This is a genomic window from Intestinibacter sp. (genome assembly GCF_034113885.1).
In the GTDB taxonomy this organism is placed as follows: Bacteria; Bacillota; Clostridia; order Peptostreptococcales; family Peptostreptococcaceae; genus Intestinibacter.
Genome location: NZ_JAXEWM010000003.1, coordinates 1 through 18,871, shown reverse-complemented (window position 1 = coordinate 18,871; position 18,871 = coordinate 1). Strand labels below are relative to the sequence as shown.

At 28.9% G+C, this 18,871-nt stretch carries 15 protein-coding genes; all 15 read left to right on the top strand.

What is annotated here, in order from left to right; translation table 11 throughout:
* The first annotated feature begins 2 nt into the window (after window positions 1-2).
* Window positions 3-3,401, top strand: coding sequence for a transcription-repair coupling factor (mfd, locus tag SPD90_RS00180; RefSeq protein WP_320923945.1), 3,399 nt, complete (start codon window positions 3-5; stop codon window positions 3,399-3,401).
* A gap of 15 nt (window positions 3,402-3,416) precedes the next feature.
* Complete coding sequence (locus tag SPD90_RS00175) at window positions 3,417-4,439, top strand: peptidylprolyl isomerase (RefSeq protein WP_320624492.1); 1,023 nt, start codon at window positions 3,417-3,419, stop codon at window positions 4,437-4,439.
* A 306-nt stretch (window positions 4,440-4,745) separates the two neighbouring features.
* On the top strand, window positions 4,746-5,285 hold the full coding sequence (locus SPD90_RS00170) for a stage V sporulation T C-terminal domain-containing protein (RefSeq protein ID WP_320624491.1): 540 nt from the start codon (window positions 4,746-4,748) through the stop codon (window positions 5,283-5,285).
* Window positions 5,286-5,554: 269 nt separating this feature from the next.
* On the top strand, window positions 5,555-7,168 hold the full coding sequence (locus SPD90_RS00165) for a putative polysaccharide biosynthesis protein (protein ID WP_320923944.1): 1,614 nt from the start codon (window positions 5,555-5,557) through the stop codon (window positions 7,166-7,168).
* Window positions 7,169-7,245: 77 nt separating this feature from the next.
* Complete coding sequence (gene mazG, locus SPD90_RS00160) at window positions 7,246-8,694, top strand: nucleoside triphosphate pyrophosphohydrolase (RefSeq protein WP_320923943.1); 1,449 nt, start codon at window positions 7,246-7,248, stop codon at window positions 8,692-8,694.
* An 81-nt stretch (window positions 8,695-8,775) separates the two neighbouring features.
* The gene (locus SPD90_RS00155; RefSeq protein WP_320626420.1) at window positions 8,776-9,057 is read left to right on the top strand and encodes an HU family DNA-binding protein; all 282 of its coding nucleotides are present in this window, start codon (window positions 8,776-8,778) and stop codon (window positions 9,055-9,057) included.
* Between the two features lie 159 nt (window positions 9,058-9,216).
* Window positions 9,217-9,459, top strand: a complete 243-nt coding sequence (locus SPD90_RS00150; protein WP_320626419.1) for an RNA-binding S4 domain-containing protein — start codon at window positions 9,217-9,219, stop codon at window positions 9,457-9,459.
* Between the two features lie 57 nt (window positions 9,460-9,516).
* Entirely contained in the window at window positions 9,517-9,771 is a 255-nt protein-coding gene (locus tag SPD90_RS00145; protein WP_320626418.1) for a YabP/YqfC family sporulation protein, read from the top strand.
* Window positions 9,772-10,263 carry a spore cortex biosynthesis protein YabQ gene (yabQ, locus tag SPD90_RS15270; protein WP_320923942.1) on the top strand — a complete coding sequence of 164 codons (492 nt, stop codon included), beginning with the start codon at window positions 9,772-9,774 and terminating at the stop codon, window positions 10,261-10,263.
* 1 nt (window position 10,264) lies between these two features.
* On the top strand, window positions 10,265-10,546 hold the full coding sequence (locus tag SPD90_RS00135) for an FtsB family cell division protein (RefSeq protein ID WP_320624180.1): 282 nt from the start codon (window positions 10,265-10,267) through the stop codon (window positions 10,544-10,546).
* 100 nt (window positions 10,547-10,646) lie between these two features.
* Window positions 10,647-11,573 (top strand): Ppx/GppA phosphatase family protein, encoded by a 927-nt coding sequence (locus SPD90_RS00130; protein WP_320624179.1) that lies wholly within the window; start codon window positions 10,647-10,649, stop codon window positions 11,571-11,573.
* A gap of 85 nt (window positions 11,574-11,658) precedes the next feature.
* Window positions 11,659-14,025, top strand: coding sequence for a stage II sporulation protein E (gene spoIIE / locus SPD90_RS00125; protein ID WP_320923941.1), 2,367 nt, complete (start codon window positions 11,659-11,661; stop codon window positions 14,023-14,025).
* Between the two features lie 306 nt (window positions 14,026-14,331).
* Window positions 14,332-16,227, top strand: a complete 1,896-nt coding sequence (gene pepF, locus SPD90_RS00120; protein ID WP_320624177.1) for an oligoendopeptidase F — start codon at window positions 14,332-14,334, stop codon at window positions 16,225-16,227.
* A gap of 111 nt (window positions 16,228-16,338) precedes the next feature.
* Window positions 16,339-17,277 carry a UTP--glucose-1-phosphate uridylyltransferase GalU gene (gene galU / locus SPD90_RS00115; protein WP_320923940.1) on the top strand — a complete coding sequence of 313 codons (939 nt, stop codon included), beginning with the start codon at window positions 16,339-16,341 and terminating at the stop codon, window positions 17,275-17,277.
* 422 nt (window positions 17,278-17,699) lie between these two features.
* On the top strand, window positions 17,700-18,701 hold the full coding sequence (glpX, locus tag SPD90_RS00110) for a class II fructose-bisphosphatase (protein ID WP_320923939.1): 1,002 nt from the start codon (window positions 17,700-17,702) through the stop codon (window positions 18,699-18,701).
* The last annotated feature ends 170 nt before the right edge of the window (window positions 18,702-18,871 follow it).

The following is an 18,871-nucleotide window of genomic DNA, read 5'->3' as shown; positions in this document are numbered from 1 at the left end:
ATATGGAGGATGTTTTTGTATACCCTTTAAAAAACTCAAATGAGTATAAGGAGATTATAAACTCGATATGTAATAAAAAAGGATCATTACAGCTAAATGGTCTTTTAGCTATGCAAAAGCCACATATAACTTATTCTCTATTTAAGGAGTTATCTAGACCTACTTTGTTTATTGCCAACAGTGATTTAGAAGCAAAGAAGGTCTATAACGAGCTTAGTTTTTATACTAAGGATAAGGTGGAATATCTGAGTACAGATGAAATTTATTTTTATCATTTAGATGCGAAGGATAGAAATGAAGAAGCAAAAAAATTAAGAGTATTATTAAAATTAGCAAAAAAACAAAAAACTATATTAGTTACATCTATAGATGCACTACTAAAAAAATATATACCTAAAGATGTTTTGCTGGATAATATACTTACTTACAAGGTAGGAGATATTATAGATTTAGAGGCACTAAGTGAAAAATTAGTTAAATTAGGATATGAGAGAGTTTCTAGAATAGAAGGGCTTGGTCAATTTAGCATTAGAGGTGGGATAATAGATGTGTATTCACTAGAATATACGCATCCTATTCGTATAGAGTTGTTTGATGATGAAATCGATTCTATACGTACTTTTGATGTTTTTTCTCAAAAATCTATAGAAAAAATAAAAAAAGTAGTGATAACTCCATCGAGAGAATTTATTTATCCAGAAGATACAAGCTTAGCTGTTAAAAAAATTAAAGAAGAAACTAATCAATATACTGATGACGATGTTTTTAACAATATGGATAATATAGCTAATAAAACATATTTCCAAGGTGTAGAAAATTATATTGATTATCTATATGAAGATGCAAATAAAAGTTTATTTACTTATCTTCCTGATAATGCCATAATAGTAGTGAATGATATCTCTAGGCTTAAAGAAAGATGTCAAAACTATTTGAATGAATTTAAGGATAATTACAAACTAAATCTTGAGAGAGGTTTAGCTATAAAAAATCAGGGAAATTTACTTTATACTTATGAAGATTTACCGTTTTTAATTGATGATAAGAAATTAATTATAAATTCATTATTGCCAAAGCCGGTAAATGATTTTTCAGTAACTAATGTAATTAATTTTGAATCTAGAGAAATTCCTACATACAATTCAAAAATGAATGTATTAGTAGAGGATTTAAATAGACTTAGATACAATGGCTATAAAGTAATATTAGCAGTAAATTCTTCTGATAGATGTAAAAAATTACACGAGGATTTATTTAATTTAGGGTTAGAAGCTACAATATCAAAAAGCAGAAATATAGAAATAAAATCCTCGCAAATAGTGATTATTCCAGCAAATATCAGTAAAGGCTTTGAATATAAATCTATAAAATTTCAAGTCATAACAGATAATGAAATAATAGGTGTAAACAAAAGAGCTTCTAAAAAATCTAAAAAGAAAAAGAACAAGGATGGACAAAAAATTGAGTCATTTTTAGATTTAAAAATAGGAGATTATGTAGTTCATGAAAATAGTGGTATTGGTAGATATACAGGTATAGAACAAATTTTAGTTAATGGAGTCAAAAAAGATTATTTAAAAATAATTTATCAAGGTGGAGATAACTTATATGTACCTATAGATCAAATGGATAAGGTTCAAAAGTATATAGGTGCAGAGGCTCAAAAGGTTAAGTTAAATAAGCTTGGAACAAATGAATGGACAAAGGCAAAGGCAAAGGTCAAACGTGAAATAGAAGACATGACAAAGGATTTAGTAGAGCTTTATGCGAAGAGGGAAAAGGTAAAAGGCTATAAGTTTTCTAAGGATACAGTTTGGCAAAAGGAATTTGAATCCTTGTTTCCATATGAAGAAACGGAAGATCAGTTAAAAGCTATCAAGGAAACTAAAAAAGACATGGAATCATCAAAGGTAATGGATAGACTTGTATGTGGAGACGTTGGATATGGAAAGACGGAAGTTGCTATAAGAGCCGCATTTAAAGCCTGTATGGATCAGAAGCAAGTTGCAATATTAGTTCCTACAACTATTTTAGCTCAACAGCATTACAACACGTTTAGAGACAGATTTGAGAATTATCCTATTAGAGTGGAGGTTTTAAGTAGATTTAAAACTCCTAAACAACAAAGGGAAATAATAAACGATGCGAAAAAGGGATTAGTAGATATTCTTATAGGAACGCATAGAATTATTTCAAAGGATATTAATTTACCTAATTTAGGATTGCTTGTAATCGACGAAGAGCAACGATTTGGTGTTAAGCATAAGGAATCTCTTAAGGAATTTAAAAATACAGTAGATGTATTGACTTTATCAGCTACTCCTATACCTAGAACGCTACATATGTCTTTAAGTGGAATTAGAGACATGAGTGTAATAGAAGAACCGCCACAGGAGAGACATCCAGTCATAACTTATGTAGTAGAAGCAAAAGAGAGTATCATTCAAGATGAAATAGAAAGAGAAATTGCAAGGGGAGGTCAGGTATTTTTTGTCTATAATAGAGTTGAACATATTGAAGAGATGGCAAGTACAATTCAAAAATTAGTACCTGATGCAAAAGTTGCCGTTGCCCATGGTAGAATGACATCAAAAACGCTTGAAAACATTATATTAGCATTTTTAAATAAGGAATACGATGTTTTAGTTTGTACCACAATTATTGAAACAGGTATGGATATATCAAATGCAAATACAATGATTATATACGATGCAGATAAAATGGGACTTGCTCAGCTTTACCAATTGAGAGGTAGGGTAGGAAGAAGTTCTAGACAAGGCTATGCTTATTTAATGTATGAAAAGGACAAGGTTTTAAGTGAGGTAGCAGAGAAGAGATTAAAGGCTATCAGAGAGTTTACTGAGTTCGGATCTGGCTTTAAAATAGCTATGAGGGACTTGGAAATAAGAGGTGCAGGTAATATTTTAGGATCGCAACAGCATGGACATATGGCAGTCATAGGTTATGATTTATATGTTAAAATGTTAAATGAAGCTATAAAGAAGGTCAAAGGAGAACCAATTGAAGAAGAAATAGATGTTGAAATTAATTTAGCCGTAAATGCATATATTCCAAATTCTTATATATCAGAAGAAGCTGATAAGATAGAAATGTATAAAAAAATAGCATCTATAGAAAATAAAGATGACATGGAAGAAATTAGAGAGGAATTAGTAGATAGATTCTCTGATTTACCTAGATCAGTCGAGACCTTACTTTATATAGCATATATAAAATCTATGTGTAAAAAATTAAAAATAGAAAAAATCATCCAAAATAAAAATGAAATTAGTTTAGTACCTTTAACTAGATACAAAACTAAGGAAAAAGTTGGCTATAAAATAGTTTTAGAGTTATTAGCGTTATTAGAAAAAATGTGTAGATTAAACGAAAATAAGTAAAAATGAGGTGTGAAAATGAAAAAATTAATGACATTAGCATTGACTTTAATTTTAGGGATAAGCATGATAGGATGCTCTTCTAAGTCAGTAGCTACAGTAAATGGTGAAGGTATACCACTTGAATACTATAAAACATATGTAAACTGGACAAAATTATCATATGAAAGCTATGGATATACATCTTCTGTTTGGGAAACAGAAATGGAAGATGGAACAACTTCTAGTAGTTCAGAAGATAATAAATCATCAGAAAAGAAAACTTATTGGGATTCTTTTAAAGAAAGCATACTTCAATCAATGGAACAATCAGAAGTAATATACCAAAAGGCTAAAGAAGTTGATGTATTGCCAACAGATGAAGAGGTTCAAGAAGCTGTAGATAGTTTTAACGAAAGTGTAAATGGAGATGACACTACAAAGGAACAAGCTGAAAAAGCAGGAATTAATGATGAATTTTTAAAATATGTTTTAACTAGAGAATTAGCTACTTCTGCTTATCAAGAATATTTTAATAAGAATACAGATGTAGAAGAATCTAAGTTAAAAAAGGAATATGAATCTAATAAAGATGCATATAATACTGTAACTGCATCTCACATATTAATAAAAACAACAGATGATTCTGGTGAAGAATTATCAGATGAAAAGAAGGCAGAAGCTAAAACTAAAGCAGAAGAAGTTCTTAAAAAAGCTAAAGCGGGAGAAGATTTTGCTAAATTAGCTAAAGAATATTCAGAGGATACTTCTAATGCTGAAAGTGGTGGAGAATTAGGTGCTTTTACTTACGGTCAAATGGTAGAAGAATTTAGTAAAGCAGCATTTGCTTTAGATAAAGGTGAAATTTCTGATATAGTAGAAACTTCATATGGATATCATATAATCAAAGTTACAGATAAAGCAGTTACTTATGAAACAGCAAAAGACGATGTTAAGAGTGCACTTTTAAGTACTCAATTTAGTGAAGAAATTCAAAAATTAGTGGATGATGCTAAAATAGATGTAAATGAAGATAAATTAAAATCTATTTCATATAAGTAAATTATACAATAAAATGAACTAAAAATAAGGGGAATAATTTGTTGAAGTTATTCTCCTTATTTTTTTAAAATTAAGTAATAATTATAATAAAAAAATGCACAAATTAATAAAAATCCATCTTGTAAAATATAAATTTAAATTTGTAAAAAATTCTAAAAAAGTATTTTAAAATTAAAAATATAATTAAATTGTAAAAATTTTTGACAAAAAATAAATAATTATTATATAATGTTAACCGAAATTTGTATATTTTTCTTTTGAATGGTAAAAATACAATAAAAGAAATTAATGGAGGGATTATCATAAATGAGAGCAACAGGTATAGTTAGAAGAATAGATGACTTAGGAAGAGTTGTTATTCCAAAAGAAATAAGAAAGACTTTAAGAATAAGAGAAGGAGATCCACTAGAAATATTTACAGCTAAAGATGGAGAAGTTATACTAAAAAAATACTCGCCAATAGGAGAGTTAAATGAATTCTCGCAAGAATATGCTGAAACACTAGGAGAAATATTAGGTCATGGTGTTATTGTAACTGATTTAGATTCTATAGTATCAGTATCTAAATTACCTAAAAAAGACTACAAAGAAAAAAATATAAGTAAAGAGTTAGAACAATTAATAGAAAATAGAGAAGTAAAACAAATAAAAGACGAAAATAAAATACCACTATACAAAGACGATAATAATTTTTATAATGGCCAAATAATAATGCCTATAATAAGTACATCAGGAGATTGTATAGGAAGTATAGTCATAGTTACAAAAGAAAATGAAAACTTCCAAGAAGGAATAGACAAAATTCTTAAAGTAGCTTGTAGTTTTTTAGGAAAGCAAGTTCAATAATTTATTAAAAGGCCCTTTAATAGAGGGTCTTTAATTTTTAAAATTATAAAAAATATTTAATAAAAAATTATTAAGAAATAATTAAAAATGTGGAAAATATTGAATAAATCGTTATAAGTGTGATATATTAAGTTTTGTTACAAAAGTTTATATACGAATTGTAATAGTTTATATATAAAGCAGTTTTGATATTTTAATGTGAAAAGATATTATTTGTAATCTGAAATGAATATAATTTCATATGTCTAATAAATTGGAGGTTAAAAATTATGGATAACAACAAAAATAAAGAATCCTTTTTAAAAGGAGCGCTTATACTTGGTGCAGCGGGTGTTGTTGTTAAGATAATGGGAGCATTTTTTAGAATACCACTTGGAAACTTGATAGGATCAACTGGTATGGGATATTATCAAGCTGTATATCCTGTCTATACATTATTTTTAACATTGGCAACAGCAGGATTTCCTACTGCATTGGCTAAATTAGTTTCAGAGAAAAGAGCTATTGGAGATTATGGCGGAGCGAACAAGACATTTAGAATAGCATCAACTGTATTATTTATCACAGGACTTATTTCGTTCTGTATATTCTATTTTGGAGCGGATTTTATAGTTACAGTTATAATGAAAAATAAGGGTGCATATGCCAGTATGGTAGCAATAGCGCCAGCACTTTTATTTGTGCCACTAATGTCTTCATTTAGAGGATATTTTCAAGGTAGAAGAGAAATGAGTAAGATTGCAATTTCTCAAATGGTAGAACAATTCTTTAGAGTTGTGCTAGGTATAGGAATTGCGTATTACTGGATGGTTAGCTTTGGACCTGAAAGAGGAGCTGCCGGTGGTGTTTTAGGAGCTGCTATAGGTGGATTTGCATCAATTGCATTTTTAATTATGGCTTATTTTAAAGCTTCAAAAGAACGTAAAGCTGAACTTGAAGCGAGTAAACATATTAAAGTTGAAAGCACAAAAACAATATTAAAAAGGATTTTATACGTTGCAATACCAATAACTATAGGTGCATGTGTTATGCCTTTAGTAAACATGGTAGATAGTATAGTTGTCGTAAGAAGACTTCAAGAAAGTGGTTTTGATGTAAAAACAGCAAACTCTTTATTAGGACAATTAACAGGTATGGCTATGGCAACAGTAAACTTACCAGTATTTATAGATCAAGCTATAGGTATGAGTTTAGTTCCATCTATTTCAGAAGCTTGTGCATTAAATCAACGTGGAAGAGCTAAGAAAGAAGCTAGAAACGGAATAAAAATGATTTTACTTATAGTATTACCTTGTGCTTTTGGATTAGCATCTCTAGCTACTCCGATAATGAATTTATTATATCCAGGTGAAACAGGAGCTATAGGACAAATGCTATTTGCATGTGCACCTTCTGCTATATTCTTAGGATTAATATATGCACAAAATGGTATACTTCAAGGTATGGGTAAACCTATGGTTCCAGTTATAGCTTTAGCAATAGGTATGGTATTTAAAGTAATATTAAGTTATACTTTAACAGGAATACCATCTATAAATGTTTTTGGTTCAGCTATAGGTACTTTAACTGCATATGCAGTTGCATCATTAATTGAATTTATGTACATAAAGAAAACTCTAAATATGAAATTCTCTAAAAAAGAATTTATAATAAAACCATTATTAACAGTAACAACTATGTTTGTAGCTGTTAAGATATGCTACGGTTTAGTATCAATGGTATTTGGAAATGCAATATCAACAGTAATTTCTATTATGGTTGGTGGAGTTGTTTATGTAATAGTATTATTTGCTATTGGCGGAATGAAAAAAGATGAAATATTAATAATGCCAAAAGGTGAAAAAATATATAAAATGTTAAAAAAATTAAAGTTAATGAATTAGAATAGGAATAGATATTAAAATAAAGACAATAATTATAATGACATTGTTTTTGTAGTGTATTTACTAGGAGTGATAATATGGGTAAAATATCAATTGTAGGTTTAGGTCCTGGAGATTATTCTTTAATCAGCCAAGGAGCTTTAGAGTTATTACAGTCATCTGATAGAATTTTTTTAAGAACAGAAAAGCATCCTACTGTGGATCAATTAAAAAATCAAATAAATTATACAAGCTTAGATTATTTCTATGAAAAAGAAGAAAATTTTGAGAATGTATATTTTCATATATCTGAATTTATAATAGAAAAAGCTAAAGAGGGCGACTTAGTGTACGCTGTTCCAGGGCATCCAAGGGTAGCAGAGAAGACTGTAGGCATAATAGAGCAGTTAGCTACTGAAAACAACATAGAAGTCGAAGTAATAGCTTCTATGAGCTTTGTAGATGCTATGTTTAACTATTTAGCGGTAGACCCAGCAGATGGTTTTAGATTAGTAGATGCTTTTGAACTTGAAAATTCCCCTATTGATCCTAGAACTAATACGATCGTCACACAAGTTTACGATGAATTTATAGCATCAAATGTTAAGCTAAAATTAATGGATTACTATGACGATGAACAAGAGGTTTATATAGTTAATGGATCTGGTATTAAGGGTTTAGAACAAAAAGTTCCAGTAAAACTATATGAAATAGATAGATATAGAGAGTTATTTGATTATTTAACTAGTCTATATATACCAAAATCTTCAAAAAAAATGTATAATACTGTATATGATTTACAATCAGTTATGAAAATCTTGAGAAGTCCAGATGGTTGCGAATGGGATAAGAAACAAACTCATGAAACCTTAAAAAAATCTCTAATAGAAGAAGCATACGAAGTAAATCAAGCTATTGACAATGATGATATAGACGAGCTTATAGAAGAGCTTGGAGATGTGCTTTTACAAGTTATATTCCACTGTGAAATAGGGGAAGAAGAGGGATTTTTTAATTTAGGAGATGTAACTAGTGCAATATGTAAAAAGCTTATACATAGACACCCACATGTTTTCAAAAGAGAAGAGATCGACATGAACGAATTTGATAAGACATGGGAAAATCTTAAACGAGAAGAAAAGGGTGAGACTACTGTTACAGAAGGGCTAAAACGAATTCCAGTGTATTTACCAGCCTTAATGAAGGCTAAAAAGATACAAAAAAAAGCAGCTTTAGTAGGTTTTGACTGGGAGGATATTAATGACGTTTATAAAAAAGTTGTTGAAGAATATCAAGAACTACTTGACGAATGTAAATCTGGGAATATAAAATACATAAAGGAAGAGTTAGGAGACTTACTATTTTCAATAGTAAATTTAGCGAGATTTTTAAAGGTAGATCCAGAAGAGGCATTAAATATTACGAATGACAAATTTATTAAAAGATTTGACTTTGTTGAACAGAGTGCTATAAAATTAAACAAGAGACTGGAAGATATGACATTAGAAGAAATGGATGAACTTTGGGAACAGGCTAAATTTCAATAAATTTTAGAAGGAAATTTATAGCGTGTATAGAACTAAGAATTAATGGGTTTTATACGATAAACAATTTAGGAGGTAAATATTGTGAATAAAGCTGAATTAGTATCAAAAATGGCAGAAAAAAGTGAATTAACAAAGAAAGAAGCTGAAATGGCTTTAAATGCTTTAATGGAATCAATCCAAGAAGCATTAGTATCAGGAGAAAAAGTTCAATTAGTAGGATTTGGAACTTTCGAAACTAGAGAAAGAGCTGCAAGAAAAGGTAGAAATCCAAGAAATCCAGAACAAGTAATTGATATACCAGCTTCAAAAGCGCCAGTGTTCAAAGCTGGAAAATCTCTTAAAGAAGCAATAAATCAAGCATAATATAAAATTTAGGTATTTAAACATCTAAACATTTAATAATACAGTATAGTAATTTTAAATAATTACTTTGCAAGAGATGAAAGAATATTTTTATAAAAAAGGACTAAGTAATTATAATGCTTAGCCCTTTTTTATTACTATTTTAGAGGAGAAAAATATATGAGATTAGATAAATTTTTAAAGGTTTCAAGAATTATAAAACGTAGAACCGTAGCAAAGGATGCATGTGACAAGGGAATTGTTACAATAAATGGAAAAGTAGCTAAATCATCTACAGAGGTAAAAATAGGTGATATACTAGAAATAACTTTCGGTGAGAAAAAAATGAAATTTAAAATAAATGAGATCAGAGAACATGTTTTAAAAGCAGACGCAAAGGAAATGTACGAAATAGTAGAATAATATTAAAAAATCCTCAGTATATTTATATTAGTATATAAATAAATTTGAGGTGATAAAGTGGAACATAATATAAGTTTAAAAGGTAGATCGGATTTGTTAATATCAGGCGTAGAACATATATATTCCTTCAGTGATAAAAAAGTGGAAATACAAACTTGTGAAGGAAGGTTAGTAATAGACGGAGAGGGGTTGGATATGAACAAGCTAAACCTTGAAGAAAATGTAATAAGCGTCCAAGGAACAATAAACTCTATAGTCTATTCTAAATCTAAAAAAGCACAAGAAAGCTTTTTAAAAAAGGTTTTTAAATAAATGAATTATTTTATAGAAGATTTAAACGTATTTTATGCTACTATCTACGGTGGAATAGCGATAGGAATTTTATTTGATATTAACAGATCACTGAAAAATAATTTTAAATTTATAAAAAGAATATCGTTTATATTCGATATATTATTTTGGGTAATAGTCACATTGATTATTTTTATAGTTATAAATGCCACTAGTAAATTTGAACTGAGATATTATCATTTCATAGCTCTATTAGTTGGATTTATTTTATATTACAATACTATAAGCAAATTCGTACTTAGGTTTAACAGTATGGTAATAAATTTTATTAAATCCTTTATAAAAAAGTTTGTATTAAGTATAGTCGGAATGTTGGAGAATTTGTATTACATTATAGTCTATTCAATACATCTTTTATTTGATATCATATTTTACATACCAAACATTGTTTTTATAAAAGGGAAGTCATCTAAAAGGCCTTTGGTAAAAAAGAGAATGAAAAAGGGTGTATAATATGAACTTAAGAAAAAAATTTTCTGGTCAATGCATATTAATTTATATGTTTGTGTCTTTTATAATTTTTACTTTGATAGTCGGAGTCGTAGTTCAATTACAAAATATTAGAGATTACAAAGAGGAGATTTCTAGATTAGAATGTGAAATAAATGATACAGAGAACCAGATAAAAAAATTTCAAAATAATAAATCCTATAAAAATGATGATGAATTAGAACGTTTAGCAAGAAATCAACTAGGCATGGTTAAAAAAAATGAGATAATATACTTAGAAAAATAAATTTAGGAATTTAAATAACTAAATGGTGACTCTTTTGGGGTTGCCTTTTTTGTTTTATAATAAATACAATAAAGATATATTAAAAATCTAGGAGGACAAGATGAAAATAGGAACTATAGACATAGGGACAAACTCTATGAGATTATTAACTGCTATATACAAGGACGAAAAGATAATAGATAGAAAAAAATACGTAAATACTACTAGAATAGGTCAAGGTGTAGATGATAAGGGATATATATCAAGAGAAGCTATAGATAGAAATATAGAGGCGCTGAAGGAATTTAAGGCTATTTGCGATAGTGAAGGCTGCGATTATATATACTGTATGGGTACATCTGCCTTGAGAGACAGTAAAAATGCCGGTGACTTCATAAATCTTGCCAAAAAAGAAACAGGAATAGATGTAGAGGTTATTACTGGAGATAGAGAATCTAACTTAGGCTTCTTAGGAGTATTAGAAGGGGTAGAAAAGGAAGATTCTGAAGAAATTCTAGTTGTAGATATCGGAGGCGGTTCTACAGAGTTTATAGTTGGAAATCAAGACGGCGTAAATTTCTGTAAAAGTGAAAATATAGGTGCTCTAAGATTAACAGAAAAATTTTTAAAAACAGAAATAGTAAGTGAACAAGAATTAAACGACACAGTTGAATTTATAAATAAAACAATCGAAAATACAATAAATACAATTAAAGGTAGAAATATAAAAAAACTAGTGGGCATAGGAGGCACAATCACATCTGTCTCTGCAATCAATCAAAAATTAGAAATCTACTCTATGGAAAAAGTACACAACAGTAAAATATGCAAAAAAGAAGTAGACGAAATTCTACAAATGCTAAAGAATATGACATTAGAAGATAAAAAGAGACTAAATGGCCTACAACCAAAAAGAGCGGATATTATAACAGCTGGTGTAGTAATTTTAGATATAATAATGGAAAAGTTAGAATTAAATGAAATAATTGTAAGTGAATACGATAATTTGGAAGGCTTAATGTGTCAAATGGCGAAAAAGATGTCTTAAAGTTTTTTGATTTTAGGTACTAGAAATGACAAATTAATTTCTCCTGCTTTGCTACAATCTATGTAAACAAAGGAGGAGATTTTTTATGGACAGAACAGCGACCATTAAAAATAAGGGTTTTAACTACAGCAATTTAAAGCTCTCGAAAATTTTTGATTCAAAGGCTGTAATTTTTATGATAATTGGATTTTTATTAAGCAGATCAATTTTAATAGATGGTATTGCTCCATTAGGATTAGCTTTTTTCTTATATATATGTAGATTTGATAAATATAAAATACAGGTTTTTATAGCAGTTCTGCTGGGGACTTTACTATCTTTTAACGAAGTATCTATAATAGCTAAATACGTTGTTTGTGCTAGTATAATAATGATTTTCAGTAAAAAGATAAGAGAAGTTACTGAATTATTAAAAATGAGTTTGATTGGATTTTTAATAGTATTGCCAGTATCTATGATATGTACTTTAACTACAGATATAAGCTTGTATAGCTTTATAGTAGTAGGAGTTGAATCTATCATAGTATTTACATCAGTTTTTATATTTGCATACGGTATAAAATTTTTAGTATCCAACCAAAATAAAATGAGCATAAAAACAGAAGAGATAATATCTATCAGTTTATTAACAACTTTCAGTATCATGGGAGTGGGGCAGATGGCTATATTAGGTGTTTCGTTAAGAAGTGTTTTAGCGACGATTTTCATATTAATATCAGCTATTATAGGAGGCGCTAGTATAGGTTCATCTTGCGGGGTAATAGTTGGACTTGCTTTTATTATTAATAATGCTATATCTGCCATATACATGGGAATATATGCATTTGCAGGTCTAATAGGTGGGGCCTTCAACCGAGTGAACAGATATTTATGTGTTTTGGGATATGTGCTAAGTTGGATAATTATATTTGCGTATACATCAGGATTAGAGTCAAATATAAATTCGATAAGAGATATTTTGATAGGAGCCTTGATTGTATCAGTTCTTCCAAAGGTGTTTTTTGAAAGAATTGAATCGGCTATAAAGATAAATATAAATACATCTCAATCGATAAATGATTACATAGTTAGAACAAAAGAGCTTACAAATAGTAAATTAATAAATATACAAAGAGCTTATAGCGAGCTTGCAAATACATTTGAAAAAATAAGACAAAAAGACGAAATAATAAATCAAAATGATATAGCGCAGTTGATAGACATGGTTTATAAAGATGAATGTTCATATTGCAGTATGAAAAAGGTCTGTTGGGAGGTCAGATTTAATAAGACATATACGTTAATGTACAATATGATACAGAATTTAGAGGAAGGACAGCTTACTGTAGGGGCAATACCAGAGGAGTTTAAAAAATCATGTATGAATCCAGAGCAGATTATAAAAATTTCAAACTACTACTATAAAATGTTTGCGCTTAATTACGACTGGAGTATGAAGTTTGAAGAAGGTAGAAAGTTAATAGCTGACCAAATTAGAAATATATCTAAATCGATAAAAAACTTATCAGATGATTTAGAAATGAGTACTATGCTAGATTTAACTAAAGAAAAGAATTTACTAGATGAGCTTGAAAGAAACAACATCATAGTAAATAAGCTCAACTATCTGACTAAGGGGAAAAATGAATTTAAGATAACTATAGATAAAAATACATGTACGAATGGAGGTTTGTGTGATCAAAAATTAATAAAGATAATATCGGATTATTTAGGAGAACAATTATCAGCACAAAAATATGGATGTAATATATACAAGGATACATGTAAAATAGTTCTCACTAAGGCAGAAAAATTTACTGCTACAACACAAGCTCTTTCATTATCTAGAGATGGACATGTGCTATGTGGAGACAATTATACCTATATGGAGATTGATAATGGGCAGTATATGATGGCCATATGCGATGGAATGGGAAAAGGAAAAAGAGCCTATGATGAATCATCCACAACTATCGATATATTAGAAAAAATGATCGAAGCTAGAATAGATAATGAAATAGTGATAAAAACAATAAATAATATGCTTTTACTTAGTAATTCAGATGAAATTTTTTCAACGTTAGACCTTGGGATTATCGACTTGAAGCAGGGCAGACTGGAAACTGTAAAGATGGGAGCGTGTTCAACATACATCAAAAGAGCGAATAATGATGTTGATTTTATTTCATCATCGTCTTTACCAGTTGGGATTTTATCTGAGATTAAGTTAGATAGACATAATTATAAGCTAAATGACGGAGATTATATCATAATGGTGTCTGATGGGATTATAGATGCAGGTAAAAATAATGATATCGGCGAAAACTGGCTGATTTATTTCCTGAAAAAATTAGATACTTATAATCCAAAGGAGATCATAGATAGAATAATTAATAGAGCTATAGAGCTACAACTTAATAATATTGAAGATGATATGACAGTCATGGTAACTAAGATAAATAGGTTAGAATAAGGCTGTTTTTAATAAAATTTGAACGTATTCCTAGTTATCTACAGGTTTTGTGTACAACTTGTTGGTAACTGTTGATAAATAGATTAAAAATGTTGATAAGTAAAAAAATAATTCACAATTAGGTAATAAGTACACAAGCATATAAGAGTTGGAAAAACTCCATTATAAAGTCGGAAAACGCTTGTTGATATGTTGATAAGATTGTGGATAACTTAATTATAAACTGTATAAACTAATAAAAATTGAATAATAAAATAAAAAAAAGTCATCCTAATATTAAGTAATTATAAGAAAGGATGACTTTTTATGAGCAAAAAGTTAAATTTGATAGCTATTATAATATTTTCGTTGATTTTTACAACAGGTGTTTTTTATAAAATAAATAAATTTGAGCGAGATGAAGGTATATATGCACAGGCTTCTTCTATTTCTGATGATCAGGAAAATCAAAAGAATAGTGAAGAGCAATCTAATTATAAATCTGTGACTTGGAATCTACAGAATTTATTCAAATCAGATGATGCTTGGGAAAGGGAATTAGTAAAGTTCGAAAATGATATTAAAGAGCTAGAAAACTATGTTGGTAAAGTCACTAAGTCGAAAATACATTTCATGTCAGCTCTTAAAATAAAGGAAAAATTAGATATAAGAATAGATAAATTGTATGCCTATGCAAAGCTAAAAAGGGATATAAATAAAGATTCTTACAAATGTTTAGATATGATAGACAAAGTAAATAAAGTAGGTTCTAAATACAGTAAAATAAGCTCTGACTTAGAGCTGGAAATACTTAAATTATCCGATGCTACATATAATAAATATCTAAAAAATAGTAAAGTAAATAGCAAATATAAAACGTATCTAGAGGAAATACGAAAAAGTAAAGATCATTATTTAGATGAAAAATCCGAGGATATACTTAGCAAGCTGGGAAATATAGCTTCACTTCCTTCAAATATATACGATTTATTTAGTAATATGGATAAAAGTAGTGAAAATTCTCCATCTGAGTATTCTAGTAAAATTAAATCAACAGATAGAGAAACTAGAAAAGAAGCTTATACAAATGAATTTATACCTTATAACGATAATATAAATACCTTGTCTGGCTTATTAATAGGTCAAGTGAATAAAAATGTATTTTATTCCAACGTGAGAAATTATAATTCGAGCTTAGATCTGTATCTAAGTAATGATGAAGTCGATCCTAAAATATACAATAATTTAATAGATACAGTAAGTAAAAATAAAAATAGTCTGCACAAATACGTTTCTTTGAGAAAAAAATTATTAAACGTAGATAAGGTTCATTACTACGATATGTTTGTGCCTATAGCTCAGCCTGATAATAGTGATATAGATTATGGAGAAGCTATCTCATTGACTTATTCAGCGCTTTCTCCATTAGGTAAGGAGTATGAAGATATAATTTATAAGGCTTTTAATGAGAATTGGATAGATGTTTATTCTAATAAGAAGAAGGTAGGGGGTGGATATTGTTTATCTGTATATAATAATCATCCATATATACTGATTAATTACGATAATTCGCTGGATTCAGTATCAACTTTAGTACATGAGCTGGGACATGGAATTTATGGGTACTTAAGTGAAAAAAATCAAAGCTACTATAATTCAAAACCATCGATATTAACTCATGAGGTTGCATCGACTACAAATGAGGTATTACTATATGAATTTTTAATAAAAAATGCAGGCGATAATAATCAAAAGGCATATTATATATCCCAATATTTAGATTTTATAAAGGATACATTATACACACAAACTATGTATGCTGAATTTGAGAGAGAAATCCATAAATTAGTTGAAAACAATCAAAGTATAAACACCTTGGTATTAAATGATTTATGGTCACAGCTATTAAAAAAATACTATGGGAATGACTTCGAGGTAGATGATCTTTCTATGATTGGATGGTCTAGGATACCTCATTTTTACAATAGCTTTTATGTATATAAATATGCTACAGGCTGCAGTAGTGCCATTAGCTTTTCTCAGGATATATTAAATAATGGTCCCGAAAATTATATAAATTTCTTGAAAAAGGGGAGCTCTGATAAACCTATAAGCCTTTTAAAATCTGGCGGTGTTGATTTGGCTAGTGAAAAATCAATACAAGTAACAATTGACAAATTTAACAAATTATTAGATGAACTAGAGAAGTTAACTTCAAATTAAAGTGACAAAAATATATTAATAAGGTAGAATAGTATGTAAATGTGAAAGTTTATTTAATAATAAATTCAAGAAATATTTTGTATAGGATTAATTTTGGAGGGAGAAAGCTATATGCAAAGGAAAATAAAAAAGGCTGTAATACCAGCTGCAGGACTAGGTACAAGATTTTTACCAGCAACTAAGGCGCAACCAAAAGAAATGTTACCAATAGTCGATAAACCAACTTTACAATATATAATAGAAGAAGCAGTCGAATCAGGAATAGAAGAAATACTTATAATCACAGGCAAAAATAAAAAATCTATAGAAGACCATTTTGATAAATCAGTTGAGTTAGAATTAGAATTAGAACAAAAAGGTAAGACAGAATTACTAGAAATAGTTAGAAATATATCTAAAATGATTAATATATACTATATAAGACAAAAAGAACCTAGAGGACTAGGAGATGCTATTTACTGTGCAAGAAGTTTTATAGGGGATGAACCTTTTGCAGTAATGCTAGGAGACGATATAGTGGATAATGATGTTCCATGTTTGAAACAGTTGATGTCAGCATATGAAGAGTATAGAACAACTATATTAGGGGTACAAGCTGTTCCACCAGAGGATGCAAATAAATATGGAATAATCGATGCTAGATATATAGAAGATGGTGTTTATAAAGTTAAGGATCTAGTGGAAAAGCCAGAACCAGGAAAACAACCATCTAATATAGCAATATTAGGTAGATATATAATAACTCCAGAGATATTTGAAATTCTTGAAAATCAAGAACCTGGAAAAGGCGGAGAAATTCAATTGACAGATGCATTAAAAACTTTATCAAAGAAAGAAGCTATGTATGCATATGAATTTGAAGGAAGAAGATACGATGTTGGAGATAAGCTAGGATTTTTAGAGGCTACAGTAGATTTTGCTTTGAAAAGACCCGAACTTCAAGCTCCATTTATGGAATATTTAAAAAAAGTATGTAGTGAATCAACTTTTGAAAAGGAAGTAGCAGCAGATGAAGATTTAAAGGTTGATAACAATAAGGCTAAAAAATAGAAAGAGGTAAAAAAATTGGCTAAAAGTAAACAAGCTAAAATGAATAAAATAATAGCCATTGGAATAGCAGTAGTATTAATTGTAACAAGTATTACTACTTTGATAAGTGTTATTTCATGGTATTTATAGAAAACAATTTTAAAATATAAATCAAAATCCATCGTATGAATATATGCGATGGATTTTTGAATTATTTAAAAAATTTATTCTAGTTATTTTCTAGGAAATGATTTCCTATTATTTGTAAATGTTTTCTATTAAAAAAAATTTAGGAAATCGTATTTATCAAGATTAAATAGTAGACATTAAAATTAAATAATGTATAATATTTAATGATAATAATAAATAAAAGGTTAGTTATATACAAAATTCAAATGAATTAGAATGATATAAATAAAAATAAATATAAAAAGGAGAAAGAAATGGATAGAAATTTAGCATTAGAGCTTGTAAGGGTTACAGAAGCTGCAGCATTAGTATCATCACAGTTTATGGGAAGAGGAGATAAAGACGGTGCAGATGGAGCAGCAGTAGAAGCTATGAGAAGGGCTTTTGAATCAGTTAAAATAAAGGGTGAAGTTGTAATTGGAGAAGGAGAGCTTGATGAAGCTCCAATGTTATATATAGGAGAAAAGGTCGGTACTCAAGAAGAAGGATGTATGGAGGTTGACATAGCTGTAGATCCACTTGACGGTACTACATTAATAGCAAAAGGGCTTCCAAATGCTATAGCAGTAATAGCTATGGGTAAAAAAGGATCTCTATTAAATGCGCCAGATACTTATATGAAAAAAATAGTTGTAGGACCAAAAGCAAAAGGTGTAATAGATTTAGATAAAAGTGTAGAAGAAAATATATTAAATGTTTCAAAGGCTTTAGGTAAAAAACCAACTCAAATGACAATTATGGCTCAAGATAGAGAAAGACATAATTATATATTTGAACCAGCTAGAAAATTAGGATGTAAAATAAGAATGTTTGGAGACGGAGATGTTGCAGCAGGTATTGCAACTTGCTTTGAAGAAACAGGTGTTGATATGCTAATGGGAATCGGTGGAGGACCAGAAGGAGTAATAACTGCAGCGGCTATAAAATGTATGGGCGGAGATATGCAAGCCCAAATTTACCCATTAAGCGAACAAGAAAGAAATAGATGTCATGAAATGGGATTCTCAGATGAAGATATTCAAAAGAAATTAACTATAGACGATTTAGCAAATGGGGACGATTTATTCTTTGCTGCTACAGGAATTACAGAAGGTAACCTATTAAAGGGTGTAATTCATGTTGGAGATAATAAAGCTAAAACAGAATCTGTAGTAATGAGAGGAAAAACAGGAACTATAAGATTTGTAAATGCTATACATAATTTAGATAAAAATCAAATATTAATAGATTTAATGAAAAAATACAATATGGAATAGAAAATATTGTTTAAAATTGAAATTATTTTTAAATAAAATTTAATTAACAAGAAAATAATCCATTTATATTGTTATGTATTGGCAATAATAATGGGTTATTTTTTTATATTTAAATATATTTAATAAAAAATGTATACAAATATGTATTTTATTTTATTTATTGACCATAA